This is a genomic window from Amycolatopsis sp. FDAARGOS 1241 (genome assembly GCF_016889705.1).
In the GTDB taxonomy this organism is placed as follows: Bacteria; Actinomycetota; Actinomycetes; order Mycobacteriales; family Pseudonocardiaceae; genus Amycolatopsis.
Map to the genome: position 1 here is coordinate 1,853,456 of NZ_CP069526.1, position 14,689 is coordinate 1,868,144.

The 14,689-nt window shown below is 70.7% G+C and carries 12 protein-coding genes; 6 read left to right on the plus strand and 6 right to left on the minus strand.

Annotated elements, in window-relative coordinates; genetic code table 11:
• The first annotated feature begins 76 nt into the window (after positions 1-76).
• The gene (locus I6J71_RS09260) at positions 77-985 is read left to right on the plus strand and encodes an ROK family protein (RefSeq protein WP_204094341.1); all 909 of its coding nucleotides are present in this window, start codon (positions 77-79) and stop codon (positions 983-985) included.
• Between the two features lie 239 nt (positions 986-1,224).
• Here I6J71_RS09260 and I6J71_RS47865 read toward each other — a convergent pair whose 3' ends face one another.
• On the minus strand, positions 1,225-1,419 hold the full coding sequence (locus I6J71_RS47865; RefSeq protein ID WP_239154574.1) for a helix-turn-helix domain-containing protein: 195 nt from the start codon (positions 1,417-1,419) through the stop codon (positions 1,225-1,227).
• Between the two features lie 151 nt (positions 1,420-1,570).
• Between I6J71_RS47865 and I6J71_RS09270 the strand changes: the two genes are divergently transcribed.
• Positions 1,571-1,849 (plus strand): DoxX family protein, encoded by a 279-nt coding sequence (locus I6J71_RS09270; protein WP_204094343.1) that lies wholly within the window; start codon positions 1,571-1,573, stop codon positions 1,847-1,849.
• 223 nt (positions 1,850-2,072) lie between these two features.
• Here the strand turns inward: I6J71_RS09270 and I6J71_RS09275 are convergent, their stop codons facing one another.
• Together I6J71_RS09275 and gltB are read right to left on the minus strand one after the other, a co-directional pair.
• A complete protein-coding gene (locus tag I6J71_RS09275) occupies positions 2,073-3,524 on the minus strand; it encodes a glutamate synthase subunit beta (RefSeq protein WP_204094344.1) in 1,452 nt (483 codons plus the stop codon).
• Positions 3,517-8,061 (minus strand): glutamate synthase large subunit, encoded by a 4,545-nt coding sequence (gltB, locus tag I6J71_RS09280; RefSeq protein ID WP_204094345.1) that lies wholly within the window; start codon positions 8,059-8,061, stop codon positions 3,517-3,519. Before gltB ends, I6J71_RS09275 begins: the two co-directional genes overlap by 8 nt.
• 589 nt (positions 8,062-8,650) lie before the next feature.
• Between gltB and I6J71_RS09285 the strand changes: the two genes are divergently transcribed.
• Positions 8,651-9,277, plus strand: coding sequence for a YigZ family protein (locus tag I6J71_RS09285; RefSeq protein ID WP_204094346.1), 627 nt, complete (start codon positions 8,651-8,653; stop codon positions 9,275-9,277).
• A gap of 111 nt (positions 9,278-9,388) precedes the next feature.
• On the opposite strand, the gene I6J71_RS09290 is transcribed toward I6J71_RS09285, so the two are convergent.
• Positions 9,389-9,658, minus strand: a complete 270-nt coding sequence (locus I6J71_RS09290; RefSeq protein WP_204094347.1) for a hypothetical protein — start codon at positions 9,656-9,658, stop codon at positions 9,389-9,391.
• 166 nt (positions 9,659-9,824) lie between these two features.
• Here I6J71_RS09290 and I6J71_RS09295 point away from each other — a divergent pair, with 166 nt between their 5' ends.
• Positions 9,825-12,617 (plus strand): FAD-binding and (Fe-S)-binding domain-containing protein, encoded by a 2,793-nt coding sequence (locus tag I6J71_RS09295; protein WP_204096955.1) that lies wholly within the window; start codon positions 9,825-9,827, stop codon positions 12,615-12,617.
• Positions 12,618-12,683: 66 nt separating this feature from the next.
• Here the strand turns inward: I6J71_RS09295 and I6J71_RS09300 are convergent, their stop codons facing one another.
• Positions 12,684-13,253 carry a TetR/AcrR family transcriptional regulator gene (locus I6J71_RS09300; RefSeq protein ID WP_204094348.1) on the minus strand — a complete coding sequence of 190 codons (570 nt, stop codon included), beginning with the start codon at positions 13,251-13,253 and terminating at the stop codon, positions 12,684-12,686.
• 103 nt (positions 13,254-13,356) lie between these two features.
• Between I6J71_RS09300 and I6J71_RS09305 the strand changes: the two genes are divergently transcribed.
• Positions 13,357-13,845, plus strand: coding sequence for a toxin glutamine deamidase domain-containing protein (locus tag I6J71_RS09305; protein ID WP_204094349.1), 489 nt, complete (start codon positions 13,357-13,359; stop codon positions 13,843-13,845).
• A 42-nt stretch (positions 13,846-13,887) separates the two neighbouring features.
• Complete coding sequence (locus tag I6J71_RS09310; protein WP_204094350.1) at positions 13,888-14,328, plus strand: YrhB domain-containing protein; 441 nt, start codon at positions 13,888-13,890, stop codon at positions 14,326-14,328.
• Here the strand turns inward: I6J71_RS09310 and I6J71_RS09315 are convergent.
• On the minus strand, positions 14,319-14,675 hold the full coding sequence (locus tag I6J71_RS09315; RefSeq protein WP_204094351.1) for a cupin: 357 nt from the start codon (positions 14,673-14,675) through the stop codon (positions 14,319-14,321). The two genes, I6J71_RS09310 and I6J71_RS09315, sit on opposite strands and share 10 nt — an antisense overlap.
• Positions 14,676-14,689 lie beyond the last annotated feature (14 nt).

Here is a 14,689-nt window from a genome sequence, read left to right on the forward strand (position 1 = left end):
CGGCGACCTCGACTGGTGAGCTTCGTCCCCGGCGGAAGTCACGGGGATGTGAGGCCCGCGGTGTGACAATCGCCGTATGGCTGAATTGGTGGCGGCACTGGACGTGGGTGGCACGACCGTGAAGGCGGCCCTGCTCGACGCTGAACTCAACGCCCTCGCGACGACGCGCGTGCCCACGGCGAAGAGCGCCGACGGCACGGCGCTGGCCGAGCAGGTGGCCGATGTGGTCTCCGCGCTCGCCGAGCAGGCCGGGACGGGCGCGCCGGGGGCCGTCGGCGTGGTCGTGCCGGGGATCGTCGACGAACAGGCTCGCGTCGCGCGGTTCTCGGCGAACCTCGACTGGCGTGACGTCCCGTTCGGCGACCTGCTGGAGAACCGGCTGGGCCTGCCGGTGGCGTTCGGGCACGACGTGAGCGCAGGCGGCTTGGCCGAGTTCCGCGTCGGCGCCGGGAAGGGCTGCACGGACGCGGCGTTCATCGCCGTCGGCACCGGCATCGCGGCCGCCCTGCTGCTCGACGGGCGGCTCTACCGGGCCCACGGCCTGGCCGGGGAGGTCGGGCACATCGACGTGGGCCACCGCATCGTCTGCGGCTGCGGCGCCACGGGCTGTCTCGAGGCGATCTCGTCGGCGTCGGCCATCGCGCGCCGCTACACCGAACGCACCGGCCGGCCCGCCGACGGCGCGCAGCCCGTGGTCGACGCCGCGCGCCACGGCGACGAAGCCGCGGTCGCCGTGGTCTCCGACGCCCTCGACGGCCTCGGCCACGGCCTGAAGACGTTGCTCACGCTGCTCGCCCCGGAAGTCGTCGTTCTCGGCGGCGGCCTCTTCACCGCCGCCGACTATGTACTCGACCCGGTGCGCGACTGGCTCGCTTCGGCGCTGACCTTCCAGCGCATGCCGGAGCTGCGCCTGGCATCGCTGGGCGACGAAGCCGGTCGGCTCGGCGCGGGGCTGCTGGCGCTGGACTTGCTGCGCGGCAACTGAAACCGGGCCGGGTGGCCCTTCCCCGGTGCCGATGGCGGGTCGCCCGGCGTGGTTCAGGCCGGTCCGGTCCCATGCCGATCCGCGGCGCACCGAGGTACCGAAGTGGATCGCTCGCCTCTGCTCGGCGAAGAGGCGTCAAGTCGTGAGCCGGATGCCGAGCTGCGGCACCCACTGCCCCGAGACATCGTCGCCGGCACGGAAGCGCTGCGGTGTAAGCCACTTCGCGATCGGATCAAGAACTACTCGCGGGATCGGCGATGGGCGTTGATCCGCTCGTGGTTGGCCATCGCCCACTCGGCGAGCGCCATCACCAGCGGCACCGGACTCCCGCTCAACTCCGTCAGCTCGTACTCGACCCGAGGCGGCACCTCGGCGTAGGCGGTGCGCTCCACCAGACCGTCTTCGACGAAGTGCTTGAGCGTCAGCGTCAGCATCCGCTGCGAGATGTCGAGCCGTCCGTCTCGTGTGTGACGTTCGCCATACCCTGAGCCTCTTTCCTGGACGCATACCTCGATGTGCCTTATGTCGGCCGCTCCCTGCGCACAGACCGTCTGGTTACGCACAACTGGTAAAAATTGGGTATCGGTGAACATCGCACTGTGGATCGCCCAGGGTGTGCTCGCACTGGTCTACCTCGCCGCGGGCGGGCTCATGGTCGTCCGGCCGCGCGAGGAGCTGGTCGCGTCGGGCAACTTCGACTGGATGGAGGACTCGTCGGACGCCGGCGTGAAAGCGGTCGGCCTGGTCGTGGTGCAGATCGGCGCGCTCCGGGTGCACCTGGCCCGCGACGAACGCCGGCCGTTGCGGGCCAACGTGGTGCTGCTGCTCGCCGCCTTCGCCGCGGCCGCCCGCTTCCCGGGCTGACCGGTCGGTCCGGTCGAACAGCGCACCGGCCGGCGAAAAGTACGGCACCGCAAGAAAAATCCGGGGCCGGGCGGACACGGCGCCGTTGCCGCTACCACCCGGGTCCGGGAGTGAGACCACGAAGGTCCACGGAGGACAGAGCGGGCGCAGCAACGCTGGTGCGCCCGCCCTTGGCTGAGGGGAGCGTGGCGGGCGCAGCGTCGTTGGTGCGCCCGCCACGGGGTCACGCGATCGGCCGGTCCGTCGGCGCGATCGGGGCCGGGAGGACGCCCCGGCCGGTGAGGAAGGCGTCGACGCCGGCGGCGCAGGAGCGGCCCTCCGCGATGGCCCACACGATCAGCGACTGGCCGCGACCCATGTCGCCGGCCACGAAGACGTTGTCGACGCTCGTGTGGAAGTTCTTGTCCCGCACGACGTTGCCGCGCTGGTCGAGGTCGACGCCCAGGTCTTCGAGCAGCCCGGAGCGCTGCGGGCCCACGAAACCCATGGCCAGCAACACCAGCTGAGCCGGCAGCTCGCTTTCGGTGCCCTCGACGGGGACGAACTTGCCGCCCTCGTTGCGGACCTCCACGAGCTTCAGCGCGCGGACGCGGCCGTCGGCGTCGGCCAGGAACTCCTGCGTGTTCACGGAGTACAGGCGCTCGCCGCCCTCCTCGTGGGCCGAGGAAACCCGGTAGATCATCGGGTACGTCGGCCACGGGTGAGCGTCCGAACGGGACTCCGGCGGCCGCGGCATGATCTCCAGCTGCGTCACCGAACGAGCGCCCTGGCGGTGCGCCGTGCCGACGCAGTCCGCGCCCGTGTCACCGCCACCGATGACCACGACGTCGAGGCCCTCGGCCGAATACGGCACCTCGTCGAGCTCGCCCGCGGCGACGCGGTTGGCCGGCGGCAGGTACTCCATGGCCTGGAGGATCCCGTCGTGCTCGCGGCCGTCGATCGGCAGGTCACGCCACGCCGTCGCACCGCCGGCCAGCACCACGGCGTCGTGGTCGGCCCGCAGTTGCTCGACGGTGAGGTCCACGCCGACGTTGACGGACGTGCGGAACTCCGTGCCCTCGGCCCGCATCTGGTCGAGCCGGCGGTCGAGGCGGAACTTCTCCATCTTGAACTCGGGGATGCCGTAGCGCAGCAGGCCGCCGATCTTGTCGGCCCGCTCGTAGACCACCACGCTGTGGCCCGCTCGCGTGAGCTGCTGCGCCGCGGCCAGCCCCGACGGCCCGGAGCCGACGACGGCGACCTTCTTGCCCGTCTTCGCCACCGGCACCTGCGGCGTGACCCAGCCCTCTTCGAAGGCCCGGTCGACGATGGAGATCTCGACCCGCTTGATCGTCACCGGGTCGTCGTTGATGCCGAGCACGCACGCCGTCTCGCACGGTGCCGGGCACAGCGTGCCGGTGAACTCCGGGAAGTTGTTCGTGGCGTGCAGCCGCTCGATCGCTTCGCGCCAGTCTTCCCGCCACACCAGCGTGTTCCACTCCGGGATCAGGTTCCCGAGCGGACAGCCCTGGTGGCAGAACGGGATGCCGCAGTCCATGCAGCGCCCGGCCTGCTTCTCCAGCTTCGTGGAAGCGAAGTCCTCGTACACCTCGCGCCAGTCCATCAGCCGCAAATCGACCGGACGGCGTTTCGGTTCTTCGCGGGTGGTGGTCAGAAAGCCCTTGGGGTCAGCCATGAGCGGCCTCCATGATCGCCTCGTTCACGTCGCGCCCGTCGCGTTCCGCCTGTACCTGGGCGGCGAGCACTCGCTTGTAGTCCTTCGGCATGACCTTGCCGAACCGGTCGACGGCGGAGTCCCAGTCGGCGAGCAGCTCGCGCGCCACGGCGGACTCCGTTTCGTTGTAGTGCTTTTCCACGGTCTCGCGCAGGAAATCGGTGTCGTCGGTGTCCAGCGGGTCGATGTCGACCATCTCCGGGTTGACGCGGTGCACCGGCAGGTCGAGCACGTACGCGACGCCGCCCGACATGCCGGCCGCGAAGTTGCGCCCGATCCCGCCGAGGACGACCATGCGCCCGCCCGTCATGTATTCGCCACCGTGGTCGCCCACGCCCTCGACGACGGCCAGCGCGCCCGAGTTGCGCACGCAGAACCGCTCGCCGACCTTGCCGCGGATGAAGATCTCACCGCTCGTGGCGCCGTAGGCGATCACGTTGCCGGCGATGATGTGGTCCTCGGCCGGGAACTTCGCCGCCTTGTCGGGCCGCACGATGATCCGGCCGCCGGAGAGGCCCTTGCCGACGTAGTCGTTGCCGTCGCCGACGAGCCGCAGGGTGATGCCCTTCGGCACGAACGCGCCGAACGACTGGCCCGCGGTGCCGGTGAACGTCACGTCGATCGTGTCGTCCGGCAGGCCCTCGCCGCCCCACTTCTTCGTGAGCTCCGAACCCAGCATCGTGCCGACGGTGCGGTTCACGTTGCGTACCGGCAGCTCCAGCCGCACCTTGTCCCCGGCCGACAGCGCGCCCTCGGCGAGCTGGATCAGCGTGTTGTCCAGCGCCTTGTCCAGCCCGTGGTCCTGCTTCACGACCTGGTGGCGCGCCGCGCGCGGCGGCAGGTCCGGTACGTGGAAGATCGGCGACAGGTCCAGCCCGGCGGCCTTCCAGTGGTCCACGGCCTTGCGCTTGTCGAGCACCTCGGCGTGACCCACGGCTTCGGCGATGGAGCGGAACCCGAGCTCCGCCAGGTACTCGCGCACCTCTTGGGCGATGAACTCGAAGAAGTTCACCACGTACTCGGCCTTGCCGCTGAACTTCTCACGCAGCTTGGGGTTCTGCGTCGCGACGCCCACCGGGCAGGTGTCGAGGTGGCACACGCGCATCATGATGCAGCCGGACACCACCAGCGGTGCGGTGGCGAAGCCGAACTCCTCGGCGCCGAGCAGCGCGGCGATCACGACGTCGCGGCCGGTCTTGAGCTGCCCGTCGGTCTGCACCACGATGCGGTCGCGCAGCCGGTTGGCCAGCAGCGTCTGCTGCGTCTCGGCGAGGCCCAGCTCCCACGGGCCGCCCGCGTGCTTGATCGACGACAGCGGCGAAGCGCCCGTGCCGCCGTCGTGGCCCGAGATGAGCACGACGTCGGCGTGCGCCTTGGACACGCCCGCGGCGACCGTGCCGACGCCGACCTCGGACACGAGCTTCACGTGGATGCGCGCGGCCGGGTTGGCGTTCTTCAGGTCGTGGATCAGCTGGGCCAGGTCCTCGATCGAGTAGATGTCGTGGTGCGGCGGCGGGGAAATGAGCCCCACACCCGGCGTGGAGTACCGCGTCTTCGCGATCCACGGATACACCTTCGCGCCGGGCAGCTGCCCGCCTTCACCGGGCTTCGCGCCCTGCGCCATCTTGATCTGGATGTCGTCGGCGTTCACCAGGTACTCGCTCGTGACACCGAAGCGGCCCGAAGCGACCTGCTTCACCGCGGAGCGGCGCTCGGGGTCGTAGAGCCGGTCGGCGTCCTCGCCGCCCTCGCCGGTGTTGGACTTGCCGCCGAGGCGGTTCATCGCGATGGCGAGCGTCTGGTGCATCTCCTGCGAGATGGAGCCGTAGGAGATGGCACCGGTGGCGAACCGCTTCACGATCTCCGAGACCGGTTCGACCTCTTCGATCGGCACCGGCGTGCGCTCGCCGTACTTGAACTCGAACAGGCCGCGCAGCGTCTGCAGCTTCTCGGACTGGTTGTTGACGGCGTCGGTGTACTCCTTGAAGACGTCGTACTTCCCGCTGCGCGTGGAGTGCTGCAGCTTGAACACCGTCTGCGGGTTGAACAGGTGCGGCTCGCCTTCGCGCCGCCACTGGTAGTCCGCGCCGGTCTCGAGCTCGCGGTGGCTCGCGCGCACGCCGTCGGACGGGAACGCGCGGCGGTGGCGCTGCAGGACCTCGTCGGCGATCGTGTCGAACCCGACGCCGCCGAGGCGTGAAGTCGTCGCGGTGAAGCAGGTGTCGATCACCTCGGGGCCGAGGCCGACGGCTTCGAAGATCTGCGCACCGGTGTAGGACGCGACGGTGGAGACGCCCATCTTGGACATCGTCTTGCGCACGCCCTTGCCGAGCGCCTTGATGAGGTTCGCCGTCGCCTGCTTCGCGCTGACACCCGGGATGAGGCCCTGGTGGGCCATCTCCTCGACCGTCGCCATCGCGAGGTACGGGTTCACCGCGGCCGCGCCGTAGCCCACCAGCAGCGCGATGTGGTGCACCTCGCGCGCGTCGCCGGCCTCGACGATGAGGCCGACCTGCGTGCGGGTCTTCTCGCGTACCAGGTGGTGGTGCACGGCGCCGGTCAGCAGCAGTGACGGGATCGCCGCGTGGTCCTCGTCGACCCCGCGGTCGGACAGCACGATGAGCCGGGCACCGTCCTCGATGGCCTCGGACACCTCGCTGCGGATCTCGTCGAGCCGCTGCAGCAGCGCTTCGCCGCCACCGTGCACGTTGTAGCGGCCGAGCACGGTCACGGCCTGGAACTCGGGCAGGTTGCCGTCGTCGTTGACGTGCACCAGCTTCGCCAGCTGGTCGTTGTCCAGCACCGGGAAGGGCAGCACGATCCGCCGGCACGACGCGGCGTCGGCGAGCAGCAGGTTGGGCTCCGCGCCGACCTGTGTGCCGAGTGCCGTCACGAGCTCCTCGCGGATGGCGTCCAGCGGCGGGTTCGTCACCTGGGCGAAGAGCTGGATGAAGTAGTCGAACAGCGGCCGCGCGCGGGACGACAGGGGTGCGAGCGGGGAGTCGTTGCCCATCGAGCCGATCGGCTCCGCGCCGGTGCGGGCCATCGGCTCGAGGATGGCCTCGAGCTCCTCCTCGGTGTAGCCGAACGCCTGCTGGCGCCGAACGAGCGCGGCGTGCAGGGGTACTTCGCGGTCGCGCTCGGGGAGCTCTTCCAGCCGCAGCAGGCCGCCGTCGACCCACTCGTCGTACGGGTGCGCAGTGGCGAGCTCGCCCTTGATCTCCTCGTCCTCGATGATCCGGCCTTCGGCGGTGTCCACGAGGAACATGCGGCCCGGCTCCAGCCGGCCCTTGCGCACGATCGTCGCCGGGTCCAGCTCGAGCACGCCGACCTCACTGGCCAGCACGACGAGCCCGTCGTCGGTGACCCAGTAGCGGCCGGGGCGCAGGCCGTTGCGGTCGAGCACCGCGCCGATCTGCGAGCCGTCGGTGAACGCGACGAGCGCGGGGCCGTCCCACGGCTCCATGAGCGTGGAGTGGAACTCGTAGAACGCCCGCCGGGCGGGGTCCATCTCCTGGTGGTTCTCCCAGGCCTCCGGGATCATCATCAGCACCGAGTGCGGCAGCGAGCGCCCGCCCAGGTGCAGCAGCTCGAGCACCTCGTCGAAGGAGGCCGAGTCGCTCGCGCCGCGCGTGATGATCGGGTAGATCCGCTTGAGGTCGCCGGGGATGAGGTCCGTCTCCAGCAGCGCCTCGCGCGCGTCCATCCAGTTGCGGTTGCCCTTGAGGGTGTTGATCTCACCGTTGTGCGCCACGTACCGGTACGGGTGCGCGAGCGGCCACGACGGGAAGGTGTTGGTGGAGAAGCGTGAGTGCACGAGGCCGATGGCACTCGTCACGCGCTCGTCCTGCAGGTCCAGGAAGAACCGCTCGACCTGGTCCTCGGTCAGCATTCCTTTGTAGACGATGGTGCGCGAGGACAGTGACGGGAAGTACACGTCGTCCTCGGCGAGCTCGTGCTCGGCGCGCTTGCGCACGCAGAACGCGGAGCGCTCCAGCGCGAGGCCGTCGCGGTTGTGGCGGCGCCCGGCCAGGAACAGCTGCGTGAAGTGCGGCCGCGTCTCACCCGCGGTCGGCCCGCACTGCGCGGCGTCCACCGGCAGGTCGCGCCACCCCACCACGCGCATGTCCTCCTCGGCGGCGATCCGCTCGATGGTGGACATGGCGCGGCCGCGGCGCTTCTCGTCGCGCGGCAGGAACGCGGTGCCCACGGCGTAGGCGCCCGCTTCGGGCAGTTCGAAGTCCACGACCTCGCGGTAGAACGCGTCGGGCACCTGGATCAGGAGGCCGGCGCCGTCGCCGGTGTCGGGCTCGGCTCCGCGTGCCCCGCGGTGTTCCAGGTTCCGCAACGCGACCAGGGCTTTCGCCACGATCTGATGATCTCGGCGCCCGGCGAGATCGGCGACGAAGGCGACCCCGCACGCGTCGTGCTCGTATGCGGGGTCGTACAGACCTGTGGTGGCCGATGTGCTGGAACCGGCAGTGGAACGGTGGGTCACGGCTGGCCGCCTCCCAAGGCGTCGGCGCGACCGGACTCACTCCATCGGGTGGTTCGACACTGAACCGGTTAACGAAGTGGTCCGGAACCGCGATGGTCAGTCGAGAAAACTCAGTCGAGAAACGGTGAGACAGGGGGAACCGCCCGTGACACCGACCCGGTCTGCATCGACCGGGCAACGGCAGGGCGGTTCCAGGTGCAGCCGCACAGCTCTGGGCGGCCACTACGAGTATCGGTGCACGGTGTTGTCGGTGCCGTGCACGAGATCGTGGGTACAGCTGCGTAGGTACTGCTGCGCACGCGCTCTTCCGGTCGGCCTGTGTGGTGGGGGGCCGGCCGGGCGCGTGGTGTTGCCCCGGGTTCTCCGGGTCTTATGACGATAGTGTGAATTCGCTGTATTCGACATATGTCGTTGCGCGCGGGTGGGAAATGCCACGCTTACGTTGACGCGCCCGGGGGTACTCCCATATGTCGGGCTCCGTCTCCCGGCTCCTGGTCGGTCAGGTCGCTGACCAGCGCAAACGGCTGTGCGGGGTGCGCGTTGTGTCACTCCGTGAGCTGGTTGACTGGACGTATGAGGCGAACCGGCGATGGCTGATCGTTATCTCTCCGTGGCGAGCTCGGTACTGCACGAGATCGAGATCAAGCGCTCTCGGTTCCTGTGCGCCCTCGTCCCGGTGACCGCCGAGGCGGACGCGCGCGCCGCCATCGCGGCCCGCCGCAAGGCCGAACCCTCGGCCCGCCACCACTGTCATGCCTTCGTCCTGGGACCCGACGTCCGCACCCAGCGCTCCAGCGACGACGGCGAACCCGCGGGCACCGCCGGGGTGCCCATGCTGGAGGTCTTGCGCCGCCGCGAGATCACCGACACGGTCGCCGTGGTCTCCCGCCACTTCGGCGGGGTGCTGCTGGGCGCGGGAGGCCTGATCCGCGCGTACGGGCAGGCGGTTTCGGATGCACTGGACATCGCCGGCATCGCCGAATACCGGCGGCTGCACCTGTTCGACGTCGAGGTGGACTACACCCGCGCGGGTCGCCTGGAGAACGACCTGCGCTCGTCACCGTATGTGGTGCACGCCACGCACTTCGACGCCGCGGCGCACTTCGAGGTCGGCCTGGCCCCGGGTGAGGAAGCCGGGTTCGTCGCCTGGCTCGCGGATCTGACCGGCGGGGCGGCGGAAGCTGTCGAGCTGGGGGAGGAGTGGGTGCGTTCCTGACGCACCGACGTGGTCTTCGTCACTGACCCGGCATGCGTTGGTGTGCCGTCGATTCCGGCCGGCATCGTGTAGTACGCGTTTCAGCACCTGCGGGTGCTGACGGCTCAGGTGTCAGGCTGCCGTCATGGCGTTCGGTGGGCTGGATCCGTTGAGGGCCACCATCCCGGCCGCCGTCAGCACGGCGAGCACGCGGCCGCCACACGGCCCGTCGGTGGCCGGCTCGATGAGGCCGGCGCGCACGAGGCGGCGCGTGGTGGCCTGGTCGCAGCAGCTGAGGCCGTCGACGAACAAGTCCGGTTCGCAGCTGCAGCTGATCTCGGCGCGCCCCGACGCGACGGCTTTCAGGGTGGCCCGCTCACGGTGGTTCAGCTCGGTCGTCATGGCGGTGCCTCCTTCCCACGCTTGCTCCAGTAGAACCCGCACCACCGACAGTTTCGGTCCGCGGAAGTCCGATGTCGTGCATTTCACGTGTTCTCCGGGGTGGTGTCGCATCTTTTCCGGGGTCCCCCTGCACCGTCTCCGGGACGACGTGTCTTGAATGGAGGACGTGGAGATCCTGACGGACACCGGCACGCTCGCGCTCTACACCACCGACGCGTCCAACTACCGCCACGTGCCCCTCGGCGTGGTGCTGCCGCGGACGGTCGACGACGTGGTCGCCGCCGTCGCGGCGGCGCGGGAGCGCGGGGCGCCGGTCGTCGCGCGCGGCGGGGGCACGAGCGTCGCCGGCAACTCGTGCGGGCCCGGGATCGTCGTGGACACCTCGCGGTACGTACGGGGCGTCGACTGGCTCGATGCCGAAGCGCGGCTCGCGCGCGTCGCGCCCGGCACGGTGCTCGACGACCTGCAGGCGCTGGCCGCGCCGCACGGGCTGCGGTTCGGGCCCGACCCGTCGACGCACAGCCGCTGCACCCTCGGCGGCATGATCGGCAACAACGCGTGCGGTTCGCACTCCGTCGCGTGGGGCCGGACCGTCGACGTGGTGCGCGAGCTCGACGTGCTCCTCTACGACGGCACGCGTCTCACCGTCGGGCCGGCCACGCCGTCCGAAGTGGACGAGCGCGCCGCCAGGCCCGGCACGGAGGGTCGCGTCTTCACCGAACTGCGCTCGCTCGTCCGCGACAACCTGGCGCTGCTGCGCACGGAGCTGTCGAGCTTCTCCCGCCGCGTTTCCGGATACGGACTCGAACACCTGCTGCCCGAACACGGCTTCGACGTCGCCAAGGCGCTCGTCGGCAGCGAAGGGACGTGTGTGACGGTGCTGGGCGCGACCGTCGAGCTCGCCGAGCTGCCGAAGCACCGCGTGCTGGCCGTGCTGGGTTTCCCGTCCGATGTGGACGCCGCCGACGCCGTGCCGGCGATCCTGCCGTACTCGCCGTACACGGTCGAGGGCGTGGACGCCGAACTCGTCGCGATGCTCGAGCCCGGCCGGGCGCAAGGACTTCCACCCGGTGGCGCGTGGCTGTTCGTCGAGCTGGCCGGCGCCTCCCCGGCCGAAGCCGCCGCGCGCGCCCGGGAGCTGGCCAATTCACTCGGCGGCGCGCTCACCGGCGCTGTCGTCTTCGACGACCCCGCGGCCCAGCGCCGGCTCTGGCGCATCCGCGAGGAGGGCGCCGGTTTGGCGACTCGGCTCGCCGACGGCGCCGAGGCCTGGCCCGGCTGGGAAGACGCGGCCGTGCCGCCCGAACGGCTCGGCTCGTACCTGCGGGGCTTCAAGGAACTGATGCGCGAACACGGCCGCCGCAGTGTCGTCTACGGCCACTACGGCGAGGGCTGCCTGCACCTGCGGCTCGACTTCGACCTGCTCTCCGCACCGGGCAAGGCGCAGTTCCGGCGGTTCCTCGAACAGGCCGCCGACCTCGTCGCGGCACACGGCGGCTCGCTGTCGGGCGAGCACGGTGACGGCCAGGCCCGTTCGGAACTGCTCGGCCGCATGTACAGCTCCGAGATGATGGCGCTCTTCCGGCGCTTCAAGGGCATCTTCGACCCCGACGGCCGGATGAACCCCGGCATCATCGTCGACCCGCGCCCGGTCGACGCCGACCTGCGCGTGCGCCGCGCGCCGCTCGCGCTGGAAGATGTGACGGTGCTCGGCTACCCCGAGGACCGCGGCAGCTTCGGCCAGGCGATGCGCCGCTGCGTCGGCGTCGGGAAGTGCCGCAACACCAGCGGTGGCGGCGTGATGTGCCCGAGCTACCGCGCGACCCGCGAGGAGAAGCACTCCACGCGCGGGCGGGCGCACCTGCTCGCCGAGATGGTCAACGGTGAGGTCATCCGGGACGGCTGGCGCTCCGAAGAAGTCGCCGACGCCCTCGATTTGTGCCTGTCGTGCAAGGGGTGCCTGTCCGACTGCCCCGTCGACGTCGACATGGCCACCTACAAGGCCGAGTTCCTCCACCAGCACTACCGCGGCCGGCGGCGCCCGGCCTCGCACTACTCCATGGGCTGGCTGCCGATGTGGCTGCGTGCGGTGTCGCTCGCGCCGCGCGTCGCGAATTTCTTCGGCAAGCGCCGGTGGGCCGCATCGGCGTTGAAACGCTTCGGCGGCATCGCGCCGGAACGCGACCTGCCGGAATTCGCGGCCGTCCCCTTCACGCGGGCGCGCAAGGACCTGCGCCGCTGGGCGACGGGCGAACGGCGGATCGTGTTGTGGCCCGATTCGTTCAACAACTACCTCACGCCCGACGTCCTCGACGCGGCGACCGAGGTGCTGGAGGCGGCGGGCTACGACGTCGTCCTGCCCGACGGCGGAGTCTGCTGTGGACTGACGTGGGTGTCCACGGGCCAGCTCGACGTGGCCAAGCACGTGCTCAAGCGGACGCTGTCGGTGCTGCGCCCCTACCTCGAGGCCGGCTACGAGGTGGCCGGCCTGGAGCCGAGCTGCACGGCGCTCTTCCGCGGGGACCTGGCGGCGCTGCTGCCGGGCGACCCCGTGGCGAAGCTGCTCGCGCACCGCACGCGCACGTTCGCCGAACTGCTGGCCGACGCGCCACGGCCCCTCGAAGCGGCGCTGAACGTCCAAACCGTCACGCAGGTGCACTGCCATCAGCACGCCGTCCTCGGCTTCTCGGCCGACGAGGCGGCGCTGCAGGCGGCCGGCGTCCACAACACGACGCTCGACTCCGGCTGCTGCGGCCTCGCCGGCAACTTCGGCTTCGAGAAGGGCCACTACGACGTGTCGAAGGCCGTCGCCGAAGACCGGCTGCTGCCGGCGCTGCGCGAGACGCCGGAGTCCACTGTGGTCCTCTCCGACGGGTTCAGCTGCCGCACCCAGATCGCCCAGGAGTCCGGCCGCCGCGCCGAGCACCTGGCGCAGCTGCTCCGGCGCGCGTTGCGCTAGTCAGCGGCCGGCCAAGTACGGGCGAGCGCGTCGAGCGGCGGGCGGGAACGACGTCGGCCGGCCCGGCTATTCGCTGCGTTCCAGCAACGTCCGCACCGCCGGTTCCGTGAGGCGGACGACGTCCTCGGCCGACGCGCTCGCCAGCGGTTCCTTGCGGGTCACGGCGCGGACGAGGCCGATGCCCAGCAGCCAGGCCAACGCGAGATCGGCACGCAGGGCGGCGTCCGGCTCGTCGGTCAGCGACGCGAGGACGCGGCCGTACTCCTGTCCGAGCTGTTCGCGCAGCGCGGCACCGGCCCCGTCGCTGCCGGTGGAGCGCAGGTACGTCTCGAGGGAGCGGTCGCGGCGCTCGGAGGAGTCTTCGAGCAGGTTCCGCAGCGTCTCGCCGAACAGCCGCTCCGGTGGGGTCGCCTCCAGCTGCGCGAAGCCGCCGCGCGCCATCACCGCCTCGAACAACGCCTCCTTGCTGCCGAAGTACCGGAACAGCAGCGCCTGGTTCGCGCCCGCCCGGCTCGCGATGTCCCGCACGGTCGTGCGGTCGAACCCGCGCTCGGCGAAGAGTTCCTCGGCCGCGTCGAGCAGCGCCACCTTCGTCGCCGCGGCGTCGCGCCTGCGGGCCTGCGATTGTGCGGTCATGGCGACCGAGGTTAACCGCAGCACGCGCCGTGCGGGCGGAACTGCGTTCCGTCACGGGCGGACCGTGCACTCGATCCGGTAAGAACCGGCACCTCTTGTGGGCATGGACACAGCGTGGAGCAGCAACGTCCACAAGGCGGAAGTGCTCCGCAAGGGCGACGAGATCGGCACCTACCCCGATCGGAACCACCCGCTGCGGCAGAAGAACCCGAACAGCGGGCAGCCGGACCAGCTCGACACCTGGGACGAGGTCATCAAGCGGGCCGACGCGTACCCGAACAGCAAGGGGTTCGTGATCGTGCACCGCGACGACGGGTCGAGCCACGTCATGAACGTCATCAAGGACGGTGACGGGGTCGCGTTCGTCGACGGCCAGTTCGGGAAGCTGGGCAAGCTGGACGACAACCCGCGCAACCTCGAGTACTTCCGCTACGACCCGCCCGGCCGGCAGGCCGGGGGCATCTCGCTGAACGGCCCGGCGGTGCGGCGCCGGCACCGGCGCCGGTCCACCCGCCGCCACCGCCGGCCGCACCGGTACCCGCGGGCGGTGGCGCGGCAGACGACGTGCCGCAGGAGTACCGGGACTGGCTGACCTGGAACCAGCAGCTCACCAACGACTGACGGACGGAACCCCATGGAACGACAAGAAGCTCTCGCGGGCGCGACGCGTTTTCTCGGCGACTCGCCCGGCCCGGGTCTGGTGCACCCCGCCGCTGGGCCGGTACGGCTGCGCGAGGACCTCGTCGGCGAGCACGAACTGGCGTGGATCGTGCCGTTCAACAGCATCGCCTTCCTGGACCACGGCGACCGCGAGAAGATGTGCATCCCGAGCGTGATCGTGGTGCCCAAGGCCGGGACACCGGCGTTCTTCCCACCCACCTACCTGCCCGTGCGGGACTTTCTCGACGAGGTCCGCGAAAGCGGCGAGAGCCTCGCCGCGTGGGCGTCGGAACCGGCGCCCGCCGAGACCGTCGCGCCGAGCGTGCACGACACCGTGCTGCGCGGGCACCTCGACCCGGGCACGGGGAACTTCCTCGGCGGCCACACGCACGCGCCCGGGCAGGGTCAGCGGTAGCCGCACCCCGGGTCGGCGGCGGGGGCGCCGAGCGGTGCGCCGTGCGGCAGGACCGCGAGTCCGATGGTCACCGCCGGCTCGGTGCCGAGGTTGCGTCCCAAGTGGACTTCGTCCACGTGGTCGATGAAGGTTTCGCCCGGCCCGAAGACCTCCGTGTGCTCGCAGTCGGCCAGGTCGTGGGTGAGGGCGCCGCTGTGGACGACGGAGCAGATCGGGCCGGGGTGCGTGTGCCACGCGGTGCCGGCGCCCAGGGCGATCGTGCGCTGGAGCAGCACGTAGTCGGTGTCGTCGGCGGTCGTCCGGGAGAACGTCGTCTCGGTGACGCCGGGTGGCGTGTGGTCGCTCACGGCGTGGCCCCTTT

What these genes read in the sequence shown, in the direction of transcription:
- I6J71_RS09275 (WP_204094344.1), bottom strand. Translation starts at nt 3,524, where the DNA reads ATGGCTGACCCCAAGGGCTTTCTGACCACCACCCGCGAAGAACCGAAA.
- I6J71_RS09290 (WP_204094347.1), bottom strand. Translation starts at nt 9,658, where the DNA reads ATGACGACCGAGCTGAACCACCGTGAGCGGGCCACCCTGAAAGCCGTC.
- I6J71_RS09305 (WP_204094349.1), top strand. Translation starts at nt 13,357, where the DNA reads ATGGACACAGCGTGGAGCAGCAACGTCCACAAGGCGGAAGTGCTCCGC.
- I6J71_RS09260 (WP_204094341.1), top strand. Translation starts at nt 77, where the DNA reads ATGGCTGAATTGGTGGCGGCACTGGACGTGGGTGGCACGACCGTGAAG.
- I6J71_RS09310 (WP_204094350.1), top strand. Translation starts at nt 13,888, where the DNA reads ATGGAACGACAAGAAGCTCTCGCGGGCGCGACGCGTTTTCTCGGCGAC.
- I6J71_RS09285 (WP_204094346.1), top strand. Translation starts at nt 8,651, where the DNA reads ATGGCTGATCGTTATCTCTCCGTGGCGAGCTCGGTACTGCACGAGATC.
- I6J71_RS47865 (WP_239154574.1), bottom strand. Translation starts at nt 1,419, where the DNA reads ATGCTGACGCTGACGCTCAAGCACTTCGTCGAAGACGGTCTGGTGGAG.
- I6J71_RS09300 (WP_204094348.1), bottom strand. Translation starts at nt 13,253, where the DNA reads ATGACCGCACAATCGCAGGCCCGCAGGCGCGACGCCGCGGCGACGAAG.